The organism is Nocardia sp. 852002-20019_SCH5090214, from assembly GCF_001665865.1.
Lineage (GTDB): Bacteria > Actinomycetota > Actinomycetes > Mycobacteriales > Mycobacteriaceae > Nocardia > Nocardia nova.
In genome coordinates this window covers 12229-29898 of sequence record NZ_LZMK01000159.1, presented here as the reverse complement: position 1 = coordinate 29898, position 17670 = coordinate 12229, and the positions used below count along the sequence as shown (strand labels likewise).

12 protein-coding genes are annotated in these 17670 nt (G+C 69.5%); 7 read left to right on the top strand and 5 right to left on the bottom strand.

Features of this window, described 5'->3' with window-relative positions:
* Both A5780_RS13745 and metH read right to left on the bottom strand, forming a co-directional pair.
* Positions 1 to 1291, bottom strand: a 1291-nt coding sequence (locus tag A5780_RS13745) for a serine/threonine-protein kinase (RefSeq protein ID WP_064908607.1), incomplete at its 3' end; no start/stop codon positions are given.
* 74 nt (positions 1292 to 1365) lie between these two features.
* Entirely contained in the window at positions 1366 to 4944 is a 3579-nt protein-coding gene (metH, locus tag A5780_RS13740; protein WP_064908606.1) for a methionine synthase, read from the bottom strand.
* 162 nt (positions 4945 to 5106) lie between these two features.
* Between metH and A5780_RS13735 the strand changes: the two genes are divergently transcribed.
* The gene (locus tag A5780_RS13735) at positions 5107 to 5967 is read left to right on the top strand and encodes a PAC2 family protein (RefSeq protein WP_210743458.1); all 861 of its coding nucleotides are present in this window, start codon (positions 5107 to 5109) and stop codon (positions 5965 to 5967) included.
* A 72-nt stretch (positions 5968 to 6039) separates the two neighbouring features.
* On the opposite strand, the gene A5780_RS13730 is transcribed toward A5780_RS13735, so the two are convergent.
* Positions 6040 to 6345 carry a hypothetical protein gene (locus A5780_RS13730; protein WP_062965122.1) on the bottom strand — a complete coding sequence of 102 codons (306 nt, stop codon included), beginning with the start codon at positions 6343 to 6345 and terminating at the stop codon, positions 6040 to 6042.
* Positions 6346 to 6656: 311 nt separating this feature from the next.
* Here A5780_RS13730 and A5780_RS13725 point away from each other — a divergent pair, with 311 nt between their 5' ends.
* From A5780_RS13725 to A5780_RS13705, 5 genes are all read left to right on the top strand, one after another.
* Positions 6657 to 7772 (top strand): XRE family transcriptional regulator, encoded by a 1116-nt coding sequence (locus A5780_RS13725; protein WP_231982940.1) that lies wholly within the window; start codon positions 6657 to 6659, stop codon positions 7770 to 7772.
* 58 nt (positions 7773 to 7830) lie between these two features.
* Positions 7831 to 8595, top strand: coding sequence for a DUF2127 domain-containing protein (locus tag A5780_RS13720; protein WP_030518368.1), 765 nt, complete (start codon positions 7831 to 7833; stop codon positions 8593 to 8595).
* 159 nt (positions 8596 to 8754) lie between these two features.
* A complete protein-coding gene (locus A5780_RS13715; protein ID WP_063019361.1) occupies positions 8755 to 10263 on the top strand; it encodes a TIGR02677 family protein in 1509 nt (502 codons plus the stop codon).
* The gene (locus A5780_RS13710) at positions 10263 to 11705 is read left to right on the top strand and encodes a TIGR02678 family protein (protein WP_063019363.1); all 1443 of its coding nucleotides are present in this window, start codon (positions 10263 to 10265) and stop codon (positions 11703 to 11705) included. The genes A5780_RS13715 and A5780_RS13710 overlap by 1 nt, the downstream gene beginning before the upstream one ends.
* Positions 11706 to 11707: 2 nt before the next feature.
* Positions 11708 to 15928: a TIGR02680 family protein gene (locus A5780_RS13705; RefSeq protein ID WP_064908605.1), complete on the top strand. Its 4221-nt coding sequence runs from the start codon at positions 11708 to 11710 to the stop codon at positions 15926 to 15928.
* A gap of 43 nt (positions 15929 to 15971) precedes the next feature.
* On the opposite strand, the gene A5780_RS13700 is transcribed toward A5780_RS13705, so the two are convergent.
* Positions 15972 to 16214 carry a hypothetical protein gene (locus A5780_RS13700; protein ID WP_064901890.1) on the bottom strand — a complete coding sequence of 81 codons (243 nt, stop codon included), beginning with the start codon at positions 16212 to 16214 and terminating at the stop codon, positions 15972 to 15974.
* A gap of 219 nt (positions 16215 to 16433) precedes the next feature.
* Positions 16434 to 16922, bottom strand: coding sequence for a M15 family metallopeptidase (locus tag A5780_RS13695; protein WP_063015778.1), 489 nt, complete (start codon positions 16920 to 16922; stop codon positions 16434 to 16436).
* A gap of 159 nt (positions 16923 to 17081) precedes the next feature.
* Here A5780_RS13695 and A5780_RS13690 point away from each other — a divergent pair, with 159 nt between their 5' ends.
* Entirely contained in the window at positions 17082 to 17666 is a 585-nt protein-coding gene (locus A5780_RS13690; protein WP_063015779.1) for an NADPH-dependent FMN reductase, read from the top strand.
* Positions 17667 to 17670 lie beyond the last annotated feature (4 nt).

Here is a 17670-nt window from a genome sequence, read left to right as displayed (position 1 = left end):
CGCTCGCGCCGGGCGGCGAGGCGCCGCTCGGCGCCGGGCCGGGCGGGACCTGGCCGCTGGGCACGGGGCTGCCGAGCGACGCGCTACCCCCCGCACCGTTGGATGAGGATCCACCGGGCGCGTCCGGGGTCGCGGCGCCGGGCGGCGCGAAGGCGGTCGCCGAGGGTTGCCCCGGCGCCGAGGTGGTGCCGTCCCCCGCCGCCGCGGTGTGGTTGTCGTCGGACCCGGACGTCGCCACCAAACCGATGATCACCGCGACGACGAGAACGGCGGCAGCGGCGACCGCCCAGATCCGCCGATCGCGCAGCGGGCCCGGTTTCGGTTGCGGCGCGGGCGTTTTCGCCGTAGATCCGGCACCCGCGGGGGTGGGCGCGGGCGCTGTCTTCTCGGGAGCCGACAGCACCGTGGTCGCCGCGGCGTCGGCGCCCGGTTGCGGCAGCACCTTGGTGGCCGCAGGAACCAACGCCGCCGATCGGCCGTCGGCGACGGCCTCGAGCGCCTGCTGCGCCTCCCGCATGGTCGGCCGGTCGGCGCCGTCGGCGGCCAGCAGGCTCATCAGCACCGGGCCCAGCGATTCGGCGCGCTTGGGCTCGGGCACCTTGGCACTGACCACCGAATGCAGCACCGCCAGCGGGTTGTCGCCCTCACCGAACGGCGGCGCGCCCTCGACGGCCGCATACAGCGTCGACCCCAGCGCGAACACGTCCGACGCCGGCTCCGGATCCTCACCGCGCGCGATCTCCGGCGACAGATACGCCGGAGTGCCGGCCAGGAAGCCGGTCGAGGTGACCGTGACGTCGCCGACGGCCCGCGAGATCCCGAAGTCGGTGATCTTCACCGTCCCGTTGTCGGCGACGAGGATGTTCGCGGGCTTCACGTCCCGGTGCACGATGCCGGCGTCGTGCGCGGCGGCCAGCGCCGCGGCGACCTTCGCCCCGATCCGGGCGACCTCGCGCGGCTCGAGCGGTCCCTTGTCGCGCATCAACGCCGCGAGGCTCTGCGCGTCGACGTATTCCATCACCAGCCAGGGCTGGCCGTCCTCCTCCGCGACGTCGAAGACGGTGACCGCGTTCTGATGGTGCAACCGCGCCGCGATGCGTCCCTCCCGCATCGCGCGCATCTTCGCCTCGAGCGCCTGCGCCTTGGTCAGCCCGGGCGCCAGCAACAGCTGTTTGACCGCGACGGTGCGCCGCAGCCGGACGTCACTGGCGCGCCACACGACCCCCATGGCTCCACTGCCGATGGGATCGGCCAGTCGGTACCGCCCGGCGATCAGCCGATCTGAACTCATGGTGTCCAACCCCTCCTGCGCTCACACGCCGAGCCGCCTTGCCACTCTGCGTGACGCCCGGAAACGCCAAAATCCTACGCGTTGAAGTATTTTGCTTCCGGATGCAGCAGGACGAAGGCATCGGTGGACTGTTCCGGATGCAGCTGCAACTCCTCCGACAGCGACACGCCGATCCGGTCCGCCTCGAGCAGCGACACCAGTTTCGCGCGATCCTCGAGTTCGGGGCAGGCCCCGTAACCGAAGGAGTAGCGTGCGCCACGGTAGCCGAGTTTGAAGTAATCCGTCACCTCGGCGGGGTCCTCGTCGGCGACCGAATGTCCTTCCAGCACAAGCTCTTCGCGAATCCGGCGGTGCCAGTACTCGGCCAGCGCCTCGGTGAGCTGCACGCCGATGCCGTGCACCTCGAGGTAGTCGCGATAGTTGTTCGCCGCGAACAGCTCGTTGGCGAAATCGGCGATCGGCTGGCCCATGGTGACCAGCTGGAACGGCAGCACGTCGACCTGTCCGCGCTCCACGGCCAGCTTCCGCGAGCGCACGAAGTCGGCGATGCACAGGAACCGGTCGCGCTGCTGACGCGGGAAGGTGAACCGATAGCGTTGCGGCGCAGCGGGGTCCGGCTCGGTGAGAACGATCACATCGTCCCCCTCGGATACGGCCGGGAAGTAGCCGTAGACCACTGCCGCATGCTGCAGCACGCCCTCGGTGGACAACCGGTCCAGCCAGTACCGCAGCCGCGGGCGGCCGTCGGATTCGACCAGTTCCTCGTAGCTCGGCCCCTCGCCGCCACGCTGCCCGCGCAGACCCCACTGCCCCAGGAACAGCGCGCGCTCGTCCAGCAGGCCCGAGTATTCGCCCACCGCAAGACCTTTGATCACCCGCGTGCCCCAGAACGGCGGCACCGGCACCGGCAGATCGGCGGCCACGTCCGAGCGTTCGGGCACCTCGACGGGCACCTCCTTGGCGCGCCGTTCCGCCGCGATGCGCTTGGACCGCTCGTGGCGGGCCTTGCGCTCGGCGGCCTTGGCGCGTTCGGCCTCGGCGTCGGGACTGTCCGAATCGCCCGCGCCGCCACGCTTGCGAGTCATGATGTCGTCCATCAGGCGCAGGCCCTCGAACGCGTCGCGGGCATAGTGCACATCGCCGGCGTAGACGTCGGTCAGATCGTTCTCGACGTAGGCGCGGGTCAGCGCGGCGCCGCCCAGCAGCACCGGGAACTGGTCGGCGACCCCGCGGGTGTTCATCTCCTCGAGGTTCTCCTTCATCACCACCGTCGACTTGACCAGCAGACCGGACATGCCGATCACATCGGCCTTCTTGTCGGTCGCCGCGTCCAGGATCGCCGAAATCGGTTGTTTGATACCGAGATTGACGACCTCGTAGCCGTTGTTCGACAGGATGATGTCGACCAGGTTCTTGCCGATGTCGTGCACGTCGCCCTTGACCGTGGCCAGCACGATGCGGCCCTTGCCGGAGTCGTCGGTGGCCTCCATATGCGGTTCCAGGTGCGCCACGGCGGCCTTCATCACCTCGGCGGACTGCAGCACGAACGGCAGCTGCATCTGACCGGAGCCGAAGAGCTCACCGACGGTCTTCATCCCCGACAGCAGCGTTTCGTTGATGATCTGCAGCGGCGGCACCTCCTGCATGGCCGCGTCCAGATCCTGCTCCAGCCCGTTGCGGTCGCCGTCGACGATGCGCCGCTCCAGGCGTTCGAACAGCGGCAACGCGGCCAGTTCGTCGGCGCGGGAGGCCTTGGCCGAGGCGGCCGACACGCCCTCGAACATCGCCATCAGCGTCTGCAGTGGGTCGTAGCCCTCGCGGCGGCGGTCGTAGATCAGATCCAGCGCCGCGGTGCGCTGATCCTCCGGGATCCGGCTCATCGGCAGGATCTTCGAGGCGTGCACGATCGCGGAATCCAGCCCGGCCTCGACACATTCGTGCATGAACACCGAGTTCAGCACCTGCCGCGCGGCCGGGTTGAGGCCGAAGGAGATGTTCGACAGGCCGAGGGTGGTCTGCACCTGCGGGTGGCGGCGCTTGAGTTCGCGGATGCCCTCGATGGTCTCCACACCGTCGCGCCGCGACTCCTCCTGGCCGGTGCCGAGGGTGAAGGTCAAGCAGTCGACGATGATGTCGCTCTCGGCCAGCCCCCAATTGCCGGTGATGTCGGCGATCAGGCGCTCGGCGATCTCGACCTTCTTGTCCGCCGTGCGAGCCTGGCCCTCCTCGTCGATGGTCAGCGCCACCACGGCGGCGCCGTGCTCGGCCACCAGGCGCATGATCTGCTGGAAGCGCGAATCCGGCCCGGCGCCGTCCTCGTAGTTCACCGAGTTGACCGCGCACCGCCCGCCCAGATGTTCCAGACCGGCCTGCAGCACCGGCGGCTCGGTGGAGTCGAGCATGATCGGCAGCGTCGAGGCGGTGGCCAGCCGGCCCGCCAGCTCGGCCATGTCGACGCTGCCGTCGCGGCCGACGTAGTCGACACACAGGTCCAGCATGTGCGCGCCGTCGCGGGTCTGGTCCTTGGCGATGTCGAGGCATTTCTGCCAGTCGCCGGCCAGCATCGCGTCGCGGAATGCCTTGGAGCCGTTGGCGTTGGTGCGCTCGCCGATCATCATGATCGAGGCGTCCTGTTCGAACGGCACCGAGGTGTACATCGAGGACACGCTCGGCTCGTGAGCCGGATTGCGTTCGGCCGGAGCGACATTCGCGACCGCGTCGGCGACCTCGCGGATGTGCTGCGGGGTGGTGCCGCAGCAGCCACCCACCAGCGCGAGGCCGAATTCGGTGACGAAGCCGTGCAGCGCGCTCGCCAATTCGCCCGGGGTGAGCGGATATTCGGCGCCGTTGGCCCCCAGCACCGGCAGGCCCGCGTTCGGCATCACCGACACCGGCAGCTGGGCGTGCTTGGACAGATGGCGCAGATGTTCGCTCATCTCGTCCGGGCCGGTGGCGCAATTGAGACCGATCATGTCGACGCCGAGTGGCTCGATCGCGGTCAGCGCCGCACCGATCTCACTGCCGACCAGCATGGTTCCGGTGGTCTCGACCGTGACGTGGGTGATGATCGGAATGCGCCGCCCGGCCCGTTCCATGGCCCGGCGGCTACCGGTGACCGCGGCCTTCACCTGCAGCAGGTCCTGGCAGGTCTCGATCAGGATGGCATCCGCGCCCCCCTCGAGCATGCCGAGCGCGGCCTCGGCGTAGGCGTCGCGCAGCGCGACGAAGGGGGCGTGGCCCAGGGTGGGCAGTTTGGTACCGGGGCCCATCGACCCCAGGACGTAGCGGGGCGTGCCGTCGGCGGACGGGCCCATCTCGTCGGCGACCTCGCGGGCGAGCCGGGTGCCGCGCTCGGACAGATCGCGGATCCGGTCGGCGATGTCGTAGTCGGCCAGGTTGGGCAGGTTGCAGCCGAAGGTGTTGGTCTCGACCGCGTCGGCGCCGGCCTCGTAGTAGGCGCGGTGAATGCCGCGCAGCACGTCGGGGCGGGTCTCGTTCAGGATCTCGTTGCATCCTTCGAGGCCACGGAAGTCGTCGAGCGTCAGATCCGCGGCCTGCAACATCGTGCCCATCGCACCGTCGCCGATCACGACACGCCGGGCAAGCGTGTCGAGCAACGTGGTATCGAACTCGGCGCGGGAGGACACAGACATGTACCCCAGAGTAGTGGGCGGCCCCGACAATCCTGACCACCGGACCGGGCGGCCCGTGCCACATCGCTCCCGACACGCGGTATCCCGCAATATGCGGTGAACGACACCGCCGCCACGCCGTAGGCTGACCGGGTGAACCCCAGTGCCTCATCCGATCCGGCAATGCCGACGTTGCGTGATCCGGTTCTCGTCGCCGCCTTCGAAGGCTGGAACGACGCGGCCGACGCCGCCAGCGGCGCCGTCGAACATCTGGAACTGATCTGGGACGCCGAACCGCTGGCCGAACTGGATTCCGAAGACTACTACGATTACCAGGTCAATCGGCCGACCGTGCGCCAGGTCGACGGCGTGACCCGCGAGATCCAGTGGCCCTCGACCACGCTGTCGGTGTGCTCACCTCCCGGTAGTGAGCGCGACATCGTGTTGCTGCACGGCATCGAGCCGAATATGCGCTGGCGAGCGTTCTGCTCCGACATCATCGAACTGATCGAGCAACTGCAGGTCACGACGGTGGTGATTCTGGGAGCACTGCTCGCGGACACGCCGCACACCCGGCCGGTCCCGGTCACCGGCACCGCCTACAGCAAGGAAGCGGCCGAACAGTTCAGCCTGGAACAAACTCGCTACGAGGGCCCGACCGGCATCACCGGCGTGCTGCAGGACGCGTGTGTGCGAGCGGGCGTGCCGGCGATCTCGTTCTGGGCGGCGGTTCCCCACTACGTCTCCCAGCCGCCGAATCCGAAGGCGACAATCGCGCTGCTGCGCCGGGTCGAGGACGTGCTCGATATCGAGGTGCCGCTGGGCGAGTTGCCCGCGCAGGCCGAGGACTGGGAGTCCGCGGTCGACGAGATGACCGAGGGTGACGAGGAGGTCACCGAATACGTGCGGTCGCTGGAGGAGCGCGGCGACGCCGCGGTCGACCTCGACGACGCGATGGCCAAGATCGATGGCGATGCGATCGCCGCGGAATTCGAGAAGTATCTGCGCCGGCGAGGCGGCGGCAAGGGCGGATTCGGCTTGTAGCCGGTGGCGGCGCCGGACACTCGGCCGGCGGACGGGTCCCGCGGACGCGTGTCCGGCGACAGCCGCGCGCGGTCAGGTCTCGATGGTCAGCACCTGGGCCTCCGCGTCGTGAGCCAGTTTCGCGATCAGCACGTCGCGCGGAATGGTCTGGCCCGCAAGATGATCGAGGGACGGAACCACCACATGGTGTGCCTCGGCCCGCTTGAGCTCGGCCGTGAGTTCGGCGAACGCGGTGCCGTCACCCTGGGTCGATTCATGGAACGTCGCGGCGAAGCAGAGGCCGACTTCGCTGGCCAGGGTGCACATCGCATCCTCCAGCTCGGCGGCGTGACCGTCGGCCAAATCGTCACGCACGTATCCATAGATCAACGCTTCCACCCGAACCTCCGTTTGGATGTGTAAGGGACTCGCTGTTCTGTTGTGGATCACCTGCTAGTGGATCACCTTCTGCGGACGGGAAAACCGCCCGAATCGAGCATCCGTCATCGGCAAATGCAATTGCAGATGTCAATGACGGACAACCGCGTGCCCTATTGGGTCCAACTCGCGTTAACTGGTGGGATACTACAGACGTGGCCGTGAGTGACGATCGACCCGTCTGGGCTGTCAGGATGCGCTCCGAACGCGACGCCCGGGGGTGGTCCCAAGCGGATGCCGTCCGTGCGATGCGCGCGAAGTCATCCCACAACTTGCCGACAGACAGTACCCTCCTACGCAATTGGCGCCGTTGGGAATCGGGCGAGTCGCGCCCGGACGATTTCTACGCGCCGATCATCGCGGCGGCGTTCGACACCGTCACCGCGGCGTTTTTCCCCAAGGCGCGCCCGAATCGGGACGACGAACTTTTGTCGTCAACGGGAATGGACACGCTCGAGTTCATCGGCCGGCTACGGATGTCCGACATCTCCTCGGCCACACTGGATGCCATTCGCATCACCGCCGAGCGGCTGTGCTGCGAATATCCCTTCGCCGACCCGCACGAACTGCATACCGAGGGCACCGCGTGGCTGCGGCGCATCACCTCGCTGCTGGACGGGCGGCTGACCCTGGCCCAGCATCGCGAGGTGCTGGTCCTCGCCGGTTGGGTGGCGTTGCTGGTCGGATGTGTGGACTACGACCTGGGCCGGCGCACCGCCGCGGAGGCGACCCGCCGCGCGGCCCTGTCACTGGGACAGGAGGCCGACCATCCCGAAATCGTCGGCTGGGGTGCGGAAATGGCGGCCTGGTTCGCCATCACGCAGGGCAACTACCGCGGTGCGATCGAGGTGGCCGAGTCCGCCCTGGACAACTGCCGCGGCATGGGCGTCGGCGTGCAGCTGGCCGCGCAGCAGGCCAAGGCGTGGGCCCGCATCGGCGATCGCGAGGCGATGGAACGCGCCCTCGAGCGCGGCCGAAATATCTTGCGGCAATTGGACAATCCGGCAAATCTGGACAACCACTTCGTGGTCGACGCGCAGAAGTTCGACTTCTACGCCATGGATTGCTGCCGGGTCGCCGGTGACAACCGCCCGGCGGAAGCCTATGCCCGCCAGGTGATCCGCAGCGCCACGGGCCTCGACGGTTCGGTCCGTCAGCCGATGCGCGTATCCGAGGCACAGCTGACCCTGGCCGTCGTAGCGGTCCGCGATCGCGATCTGGAGCTCGCGGTCGACGAGGCGATGCGGGCGTTCGAGGGCAAGCGCCGCTCGCTGCCCTCACTGCTGTGGATCGCGGGCGAGGCGGCGCGGGAGATGATCGAACGCTATCCGTCCGATCCCCGCACTCGCACCTACCTCGAGCAGCTGCGGGTCCTGTCGATGAGCTGAGCGGATTCGCCTGCGCCGCTGAATTGCACGATGCCGCCGGGGTTGTACGCTGCGACGAATGGACTTCAGTCTGCGCAGCTGCTCGTGGCACGGGCACGCCACCTACGCCCCCGACGAAGCGGAACTGGCTGCGCGCCTGCATGTTTCGACGGCCGCCGGCGAAGCCTGGCGGTGTCTGCGCTGCGGGAACTTCGTGATCGGCGAACCGCGCGGACGCGGCCCGGCCGACGCGGCGCCCGAGGTGCCGCGCGGGCGGCTGCTGCGCGACCGGCTGATCATGCGGCTGCTGGCCACCGAACGCGTGATCCGCGGGCTGGTGTTCGTGGTGCTGGCCGCCGGGGTGTTCAAGGTGCGCAATTCGCAGGAGCAGCTGCATGCCGCATTCGATCGCGAGCTGCCGCTGATCCGTCCGCTCGCCGACCAGATCGGCTGGAATCCCGACAATTCCAAGATCGTGGCGTTCATCGAGAAGGGCTGGACGCTGTCGCCGACCGTGCTCACCTGGATCGCGGCGGGGTTGCTGGCGTACGCCGTCATCGAATTCGTGGAGGCCGTGGGCCTGTGGTACGTGCAGCGCTGGGGTGAGTATTTCGCGGTGATCGCCACCTCGCTGTTCCTACCGCTCGAAATCTACGAGCTCACCGAGCGCATCACCGTCGTCCGCGCCGGCGCCCTGGTTATCAATATCGCCGCGGTGCTGTGGTTGCTGTGGTCGAAGCGGTTGTTCGGCCTCAACGGCGGTGGCGCCGCCTATCATCGCGAGCACAGTGAGGAGAGCCTGCTGACCGTGGAACGCTCCGCGGTCGCCACCGAGGCGGGGTGACGGCACGCCGAGGCCCGGGTGCGCCGCCGCGGCGCACGGGCAGGTATTACGCTCGTGCCGGTGACCGAGTCCGCTGACCGATTGCTACCCGCCGAACCCGCACTGTTCGACGGCGTCTCCCGCACCCGGGACGAGACGGTGATCGAGGGCGCGGATCGGCTGCGGTTGTTCTCCTTCGCCACCGCCGACAAGCGCAACGACTATCTGTGGGTGCTGCGCGCCTTCGATCACGCGCGTGCCGCCTATGTGGTGCTGCTGCATGCCTCCGATGTGGCCGACACCCTGGCTCGGATGCTCGATGCCCCGCACCCCACCGCCACCGAGATCGGGCCGCTGCTCGAACAGCTGCACACCTGGGGTGTGCTGGAACGCAGTTACGACGGCACCCGCGCGGCGACCCTGGCCGAATATCGCAACCGGCACTACGTATATCAGTTCTCGCAGGCCGGATATCAGGCGTACCGGGCGGTGAACGAGGTCCTGGGCGCGCGCTTGGACGAGGCCTCGCTGTCGCGGCTGGTGCTCCCGGAACTGCTGGCCGATCTGCAAGCACTGGCGCAGGCCAATCGCGGCGGGGACGCCGAGCGGGTGTACCGGATCCTGAAGCGACTCGATACCGCGCTGTCCGAATTGGCCGACCGCGCGGCGCATTTCTATCTGACCCTCGGCGATCTGGTCCGCACGACCGAGGCCACGCCGGAAGCCTTTCTCGCACACAAGGATGCGCTGCTGGCGCACATGCGCGAATTCAGCATGGATCTGGCCCGCTACGCGCCCCGGCTGGCGGCCGCGATCGCCGAGGTCGACGACACCGGCGCCGAGTCGCTGATCGCCCGCGCCGCGTCCTGTGACGAGCGGGTGCTGCTGGACATCGGCGCGCGCGAAGCCGATTGGCGGGCTCGCTGGCAGGGGCTGCGCGGATGGTTCGTCGCGGTCCGCGATCGCGGCGCGCCCGACCCGGCCGCCGAATCCGCACCGGCGACCGAGGCCGAACGGTTGCGGGAGGCGACCATGAGCGCGATCGCGGCGGTGCTGTCGCTGCTGCGCCGCGTGACCGAAACACGCAAGGGCGGGGTGAGCCGGGAGTCGGCGCTGCGGCATCTGGCCGGTTGGTTCGCCGCCGCGCCCACCACCGACAGTGCGCACGCCCTGTTCGACGTCGTCTTCGGATTGGGCAAACCCCGGCACCTGTCGATGGAACATCCCGACGCCGACATCATTCCCGCCCACCGATCCTGGTGGGAGGCAGCGCCGCTGGAGATCGCGCGCACGCTCGCCGAAACCGGCCGTCAGCCCACCCCGGGCGCGCCCGCGCGGCTCGTGCGCAACGATGCCGGGGTGCGGCGGCTGCGCCAGGCGCAGTTGGAGACGCAGCGGGCCCGCGCGGCGGCCGCGATGTCGCTGGCCGCAGCCGATGTGCACGACCGGGTGCTCGACGAACGTGAAACCGAGGTCCTGCTGCGGCTGCTCGACGCCGCCTCGACCGCGTGGGTGCCCGTGAGCGGCCGGGTGAGCACGACCGGATCCGACAGCGGCGTCACGCTGACGGTCCGCGAACATCCCGGCTCCACGGTGGTGCGCACGGCCCAGGGCCTGCTGTATCTGGATCACCGCCGGCTCGAGGTGCGCGAGAATTCCCGCGCCCGCACCGCCTCCGGTCGGTCGTGATGCACGCGAAAACCATCGACCCGCTCGCATTGGACAGCTACCAGCGCGCGGCGCGGGTCCTGCTGGCCAATCATCTGGTGACCCGGACCTTCCCGGATCGCATTGCGCTGCCGTTGATCCGGCGCTGGGCCACGGAACTGCGCGAGGACATGGCCGAGCTGCTCGGTTACCGGCTCGAGGTCACCGAGACCACGGCTCGGCTGTTCCCGATCCCCGACCGGCTCGACACCGGCCGTCCCGCCCGTACCCCCGCCGATCGTATCTTCGACCGTCGCCGCTACGCCTATCTCTCCCTCGCCCTGGCGGCGCTCGGTCGCGCCGGTGATCAGATCACGCTGTCGGAGTTGGCCGATCAGGTCGCGGCCTACGCCGTGCGGGTGGAAGGGCTGGAACTGTCGACCGAACGCGCTGCCGACCGGGATGCGTTCGTGGACGCGGTGGCCTGGCTGGCCGCCCGCGGCGCCCTGACCCTCGCCGACGGCGACGCCGGTGGCTGGGCCGCCGACCCGGAAGCGGGTGAGGCACTCTACGACATCGACCGCTCGGTGGTGTTCGCGATATTCCGGCCGCCGCGCGCGTTGCAGCACCTGCACAGTGTGCGCACCCTGCTCGCCGACGACACCGATTCCGCCGCAACGGTTTCCGTGCCGTCGCGCGCCGCGGCCGCGCGCCGGGTGCGGCGGGCGCTGATCGAACTGCCGGTCGTCTACACCGAAACCCTCGGTGCGGCGGAACAATCCGCGCTGGGCAGCGAGAAGATCGTGGCGGAGGTGGAGTTGCTCACCGGGTTGCGCGCCGAACGCCGCGGTGAGGGTGTGGCCTTGATCGACACCTCCGGCCGGTTCTCCGATGTGCGCTTCCCCAGCACCGGAACCCTCGCGCAGGTGGCGCTGCTGCTGATCGGCGAGATCGCCGACCGGGTCCTCGACATCGACAATCCGCTGCCCCGGCAACCGCGCCCGCCCGCCGCCACCGGCATCGCCGACGGTCTCGATGCCGCCATTCCGGCGGCCACGGTCTTCGCGCCGCTGGTCACGGCGCCGCAGGAACCCGGCGACGCGGATGATCCGGCCGACGAGGAAGGTCCCGAGCCGATCACCCATCCGTTCGTCGACGACGAGTGGATTCGCGCGACGGTGCACGCGCTCACCGAGCGGTACGGTTCGACCTTCGCCGCTCAATGGCAGGCCGACGTGGGCGGGCTCACCACCGAGGTGGTCGGTCTGCTGGCGCGGCTGTCTCTGGTGGAGATGGTCGACGGCGGTGTCCTGGCACTGCCCGCGCTGGCCCGCTATCGGGGCGCGGTGGTCACCGTGCGCACGCGGGCCGAAACCGAATTGTTCGCCTCGGCACGATCGCTGGGCGCGCACGCCACCGGGCAACCGGCGACCGCACCGGCCGGCGCCGCGGGATCCAGTACCTCAGGAAAGGGGACGGAGTAACCATGGACCTCATTCACGGTGGTGTCCGCTTCATTCCCACCCGCGCCGGAATCGTCAATCTGTGGGACTACCGCGATCAGGAATTCTGCTTCGCCGACGGGCGGCTGGTGCTGCGCGGTCCGAACGGATCCGGCAAGACCAAGGCCCTGGAGGTGTTGTTCCCCTTCGTCTTCGACGGCCGCATCGAACCGCGGCGGTTGAATCCGTTCGCCGGTGAAGAGCGCACGATGAAGTCGAATCTGCTCTATCGCAAACAGGATTCGGCCTATTCCTATGTCTGGATGGAATTCGCGCGCGGGCGCTGGTCGGATCCCGAGGTGGTCACCGTCGGCATCGGCATGCGCGCGACCCGGTCCTCGGACAAGGTGACGCGGTGGTATTTCGTCGCCGACGGCCGGGTGGGCGTGGACTTCTCGCTGATCGGACCCGACGACCGGCCCTTCACCCGCAAACAGCTGGCCGAGCAGATCGGCACCGACGCGATCGTGGACCGCCCCGTCGACTACCGCGCCGCGATCGACGCGCGCATGTTCGGCCTCGGTGTGCAGCGCTACGACCAGTTGATCAATCTGATCCTGACGCTGCGCCGCCCGCAGCTGGCCAAGAACCTCGATCCGCGCGGACTGTCGCAGGCCCTCACCGACGGTCTGCGCCCGCTCGACGATCAGCTGATCCTCGACGCCGCCCGCTCGTTCAGCGATATGGAGGAGGTCGGCCGCACGCTCGAGGGGCTGGTCGCCGCCGACTCCGCCACTCGCACCTTCGTCGACGTCTATCGCAAATACCTTGCGGTGCAGGCGAAGTCGGATGTGGATCAGGTGCGCTCGCGGCTGGACGCGGTGACCCACGGCAGCACCGCGCTGTTCGCGGCCGCGGCACTGCGGCAGCGGCGCGAGACCGAGCGCACCGCCGCCGAGCATCGCGCCGAGGAGGCCGATCGCGCCTACGAGCAGGCCCTGACCGATCGGGAGACGCTGCAGCGGTCCAGCGCCTACGAGGGCAAGCAGCAGCTCGACGATCTGGCCGATGCGGTGCGGCGGCTCGAGACCTCGGCGGCGGTCCACCGCGACAAGGCGACCAAGGCCCAGCAGGCGGCCGACCAGCGCGGCGAGGAATACGAACGCGCCACCGCCGCGGTCACCACCGCCGCCGCGGCCCTGGCCCGCGGTGAGGACGAACTGCGCGCGGCGGCCGAGGAGGCCGGAATCGCCTGGGCCGCCCTGCCGGAACAGGCCCGCACCGAACAACTCACCACCACCGTGCGCAGCCACGCCGAGGAACGCGACGCCGATGTGCGCGCGGTGCGCCAGGCGATGACGGTGGCCGATGCCGCCGCGGCCGACCGCACCCGCGCGGAGCGAGCCCTCGAGCGTGCGGCCCGCCGGCGCGACACCGCGGCCGCCGAATTGGCCGAGGCGGAGGCCGCGGTGGCGCTGACACGCGCGAATACCGCTGCCTCCCTGCGTAGTTGGTGGAACACCCACGGTGAGCTGTACTCACCCGTGGCCGCCGGATTGTTCGAGGCGCTCGACGCCGCGCTCGCCGAGGCCGGCGGCGACGATGCGCCGCCGCTGCCGCAGGTGCTGGCCGAGCACACCGAATCGCTCACCGAGTCGCTGCGGGATCGCCGCCGTCTGGCCCGCGCGAGCGCCGATCAGGCTCGCGATCGCACCACGGCGCTGCGTGCCGAACAGCAGCGGGTCGCGGCCGAACAGGACGACGCGCCCCCGTCCCCGCAGAGCCGCGCCGAGGCCCGGACGACGCGTCCCGGCGCACCGCTGTGGCGGCTGGTGCGTTTCGCCGACGACATCGATGCCGCGCGCGTCGCCGGGATCGAGGCGGCTTTACAGGCCGCGGGCTTGCTCGACGCCTGGGTCGGTGCGAATGACGAGGCGCCGCAGGCTGATTCGGACACCTTCCTGACGCCGCTCCCGCCCACCGCCCGGCCCGACGGTCCCACTCTCGCGCAGGTGCTGGTCGTCGAGGACGGTGTCGGCGTCGATGCCGATTCGCCGATCGCTACGGTCTCGCGCACCCACCTCACCGATATCCTGGCCTCTATCGCATTGAGCGACAACGGCTCCCACGTCGGCGACCTCGTTGCCGTCGGCGGTGACGGCGGTTTCCGGCAGGGTGTCCAGATCGGCCGCCACCACAAGCCGCAGGCCGAATTCATCGGCGCCACCGCCCGGGCCCGACGCCGGGAGCGGCGCCTGGCCGAGTTGGCCGAGGAGATCGCCGCCGCCGAACAGACCGAACAGACCGCTCGTGCGGACGCCGATGAGGCCTCCGGCGAGTTGGCCCGGCTGGCGGCCGCCGCGAAGGACTTGCCGCGCAGCAGTGCGGTGATCGCCGCGCTGCGTTCGGTGTCCGAGGCGGCGGGAGTTCTGCGCTCGCATACCGAGGCGGCGGCGCAGGCCGAACACGATCTGGACCAGGCGGTCGCGGCGTTCACCGCGGCCGACAAGAAGGTGCGCGCGGTCGCCGCCTCCCGCAACGCGCCGCGCGACCCCGCGGAGCTGGACGCGCTCGCCGCGGCCGTCCGCCATTTCGAGAACACCGGCACCGCCCTGCTGCGGCTGCGCGGCGACCAGCAACGCGAGGCCGAACGCGCCCGCGAGGCCAGCGACCGGCTCGGCGAATCCCGCGATCTGGCCGAGGCTTTCGCCGAGGAGGCCGAAGCCGCGCGAGCCGGGTACGAGGAGCAATTGCGCAAACTCGAGACGCTGCGTGAGGCGCTGGGCGCCGACGCCGCCGATATCGACCGCGAACTCGAGCAGGCCCGCGAGCGCATCGACGCCGCCCGCGCCGAACAGCGGGCCGCTCGCAAGGCCGCCGCCGAGGCGATCGAAGCGGTCGGTTCGGCCGAGGGCGCCTATCGCGCCGCCCACGAGTCGCTCGGCACCGCGCTGACCGAATTGCTCACCGACGTGCGGCAACTCGCGCCCTACGCGCGGCCCGATCTGCTCTCGCTGCTGGGCGCGCCCACCGAGAGCCGGTGGCCGAGTTCGCCGGCGGCCTGGTCGACGGCCGATCAGCTGCTGTATCGCATCGAATCCGGCGGGCCGGAGAACGAGACCGCCGTCCTGCCCGTCGAGGTGCACGAGTTGTTCGACAACCTCTGCGCCGCCACCACTTCCGTGCGCGCCGGGGAGTCCGCCCGCAAGTCGACCCGCAGCGCGGTGACCGCGGCGCTGCAGGAATTCGACGCCGCACTGGCCTCCGCGCGCCAGGACTACCGCCTGCAATGGGACGCGGCCGACGGCCTGACCGTGGTCCAGGTGCACGACGACAACGGGATGGCGGCACTGGCCGATTTCGCCGACCGCATCGCCGCGGCTCGCGCCGATCAGGAACTGCTGCTGACCGATGCGGAGCGGCGTATTCTCGAGGACGCGCTGCTGACCGGGCTGGCGCAGCAGATCCACGAACGCACCTGCGACGCCCGCGATCTCATCGCCCGGATGGGCGCGGAGATGAAGCAGCGGCGCATGTCCTCGGGCAACACCATCGGGGTGCACTGGGTGCTGGCGGACAATCTGTCGGAGTCGGCGCGCGCGGTGTGCAAACTGCTGGACCGCGCCGCTGCCGATCTGGGTCCCGACGAGTTGGCCACTGTGCGTGCGCATTTCGCCGCCGAGATCCGGGCGGCACGCGCGGCGCATCCGGAACGGTCCTATCCGGAGATTCTGGCCACCACCCTGGACTACCGCACGTGGCGGGTGTTCTCGTTCACCCTGGTGACCGCCGACGGCTCCGAGGATCGGCTCACCGTCGCCCGGCACAGCGCGCTCTCGGGTGGCGAACAGTCGGTGTCACTGCATCTTCCGCTGTTCGCCGCCGCGCACGTGATGCTGGATTCGGCCGATCCGCAGGCGCCGCGACTGCTCGCACTGGACGAGGCGTTCGCCGGCGTCGACGACAACGGTCGCAGCGAATTGCTCGGCCTGTCGGTCGATTTCGATCTCGACCTGTTCATGACCGGCTACGACCTGTGGATCACCTACGATCACGTGCCCGCGTGCGCGCATTACGACCTCGCGCATTCGGCCGCCGAGAACACCGTCAGCGCGACGCTGCTGGTATGGGATTCCTCGGCGCTGCTGGCCGAACACGACGGCTCCGATCTGACCACCGCCCTGGGCTCGCCCAACCGGCGCCGCACCCCGCACACCGTCGAGGGCGGCATCACTTTCGACGAGGCGCTGGAGCCGACCAGCTAGACCAAATTCGTTGCGCGCCGGGCATATTCGCGCCCGGCGCGGCTCACCGGTCGCCGAAGGTGACCGACAGCGTATCCCGGTCGCCGGGTGCGACCACGACGGTCAGCGGCGGATCGGGAATCGGCCGGTCGGAGGCGGCGTAGCCGACCCAGCCGGTGCCGACGAAGACCGCGATCAGCAGGGCGGTGGGCAGTTCCGGCAGCAGCCATCCGCACGGTATGGAGGACAGACCGGTCTCGGGGATCAGCTGGACCGTGGGTATGTCCGGTCCGGTCTCGCTGTGCACCGCATTGCCACGTATCGCACCGCTCCGCCGTACCGGAACCCGCCCTTGCACCCGAACCTCCATCGCTTCGAGCGTCCCGGCCCGTCTGCCGGGAAACCGCCAGACATTTACAGTGCCCCATCCGCGAGTGCGCCACACCGGTATTGGACAGGACAATCGGCGTGTCTCCGAAAGTTTGCTGAATACCGATTGGTAGCTATCCGATTCGCGAGTTTCGCGCTACCGGTGCGGACGGACACTGGCGTCGGGCCACCGGGGCGGGCAGGCGCCACCGGGGAAGGTCTGCAACTCGAAGTGCCACCACTCGTTGTCGAACGTCCGGCACAGCCCCCACCGATTTCCGTTGTCCTGCATCCACTGCGCGCCCTGCTGCGGGCCGACGTCGATGGCCTTACCGGTTACGTGCGTGGATTCGTCCGGCGGCAGCACCCACCGCCGCGCGGCGTCGGGACCGCCGTAGGTGGCGATGCCCTGCTCCCACAGCTGTTCCTGTTCCTCGCGGGTGCGATGCCCGGACACGATCTCGAGCGGAACACCCTGCTGGTGGGCCTGGCTTTCGGCCATCGTGTAGGCGGCGGCCAGCAGCGGATCCAGTCCCTCGGTGCCGGCGGCGAACGCGGTATGGGCGGGTTCGGCCAGACCCGGTCCGGCGGCACCGGCCAGCGCCACACCGACCACCACGGCTGTACCGGCAAGTCCTCGCAGCATGAAACCGATCGTAACCAGCGCCGATCCCCACACCGCGCAACCGGGTGCCGGCCCACCGTCACGCCCGCGAGCCGCCGGGCACGACCATCGCCTGACATTCCGGGCGGCTGCGTCGTCGAAAGGACGTACCAGTTTTTCAGCCATCCAGGAGCTCCGGACATGACCAGAATCGGCATCATCCTCGGCAGTACCCGCCCCAACCGCAACGGTGCCCAGATCGCGCAGTGGGTTCTGGACTCGGCATCGCGTCGCGGCGATGCCGAATTCGAACTGATCGATCTGCGCGATCACCCGCTGCCGCATCTGGACGAGCCGGTGCCGCCGATGTTCGGCCCCTCGGTGCACGCGCACACCCGGGCGTGGGCCGAGCGGATCGCAGCGTTCGACGGTTTCGTGCTGGTGACCCCCGAATACAACGGCGGGATGCCGGGGGTGCTGAAGAACGCCCTCGATCACGTCTTCGCCGAGTGGGTCGACAAGGCGGTCGGATTCGTCTCCTACGGCGCGAACGGTGGCGCCCGCGCGGTTGTGCAGCTGCGGGCGGTCTGCAGCTCGCTGGGGATGGCCGATGTGGGCTATCAGGTCTCGATCTCGGTGCTCACCGATTTCGAGAACCACACCACCTTCACCCCGCGGGACCATCACGCCGCCGCGCTGGACAAAACGCTGGACCAAGTCGTCGCGTGGAGCACCGCGCTGGCCCCGCTGCGGGCCGGCGCCGAAACCACTCTCGCCAATTCCTGAGGAG

Bases quoted from the DNA above. Each gene is read 5' to 3' on its own strand.
- metH (WP_064908606.1), bottom strand. From the start codon at position 4,944: ATGTCTGTGTCCTCCCGCGCCGAGTTCGATACCACGTTGCTCGACACG.
- A5780_RS13735 (WP_210743458.1), top strand. From the start codon at position 5,107: ATGCCGACGTTGCGTGATCCGGTTCTCGTCGCCGCCTTCGAAGGCTGG.
- A5780_RS13720 (WP_030518368.1), top strand. From the start codon at position 7,831: ATGGACTTCAGTCTGCGCAGCTGCTCGTGGCACGGGCACGCCACCTAC.
- A5780_RS13710 (WP_063019363.1), top strand. From the start codon at position 10,263: ATGCACGCGAAAACCATCGACCCGCTCGCATTGGACAGCTACCAGCGC.
- A5780_RS13705 (WP_064908605.1), top strand. From the start codon at position 11,708: ATGGACCTCATTCACGGTGGTGTCCGCTTCATTCCCACCCGCGCCGGA.
- A5780_RS13695 (WP_063015778.1), bottom strand. From the start codon at position 16,922: ATGCTGCGAGGACTTGCCGGTACAGCCGTGGTGGTCGGTGTGGCGCTG.
- A5780_RS13690 (WP_063015779.1), top strand. From the start codon at position 17,082: ATGACCAGAATCGGCATCATCCTCGGCAGTACCCGCCCCAACCGCAAC.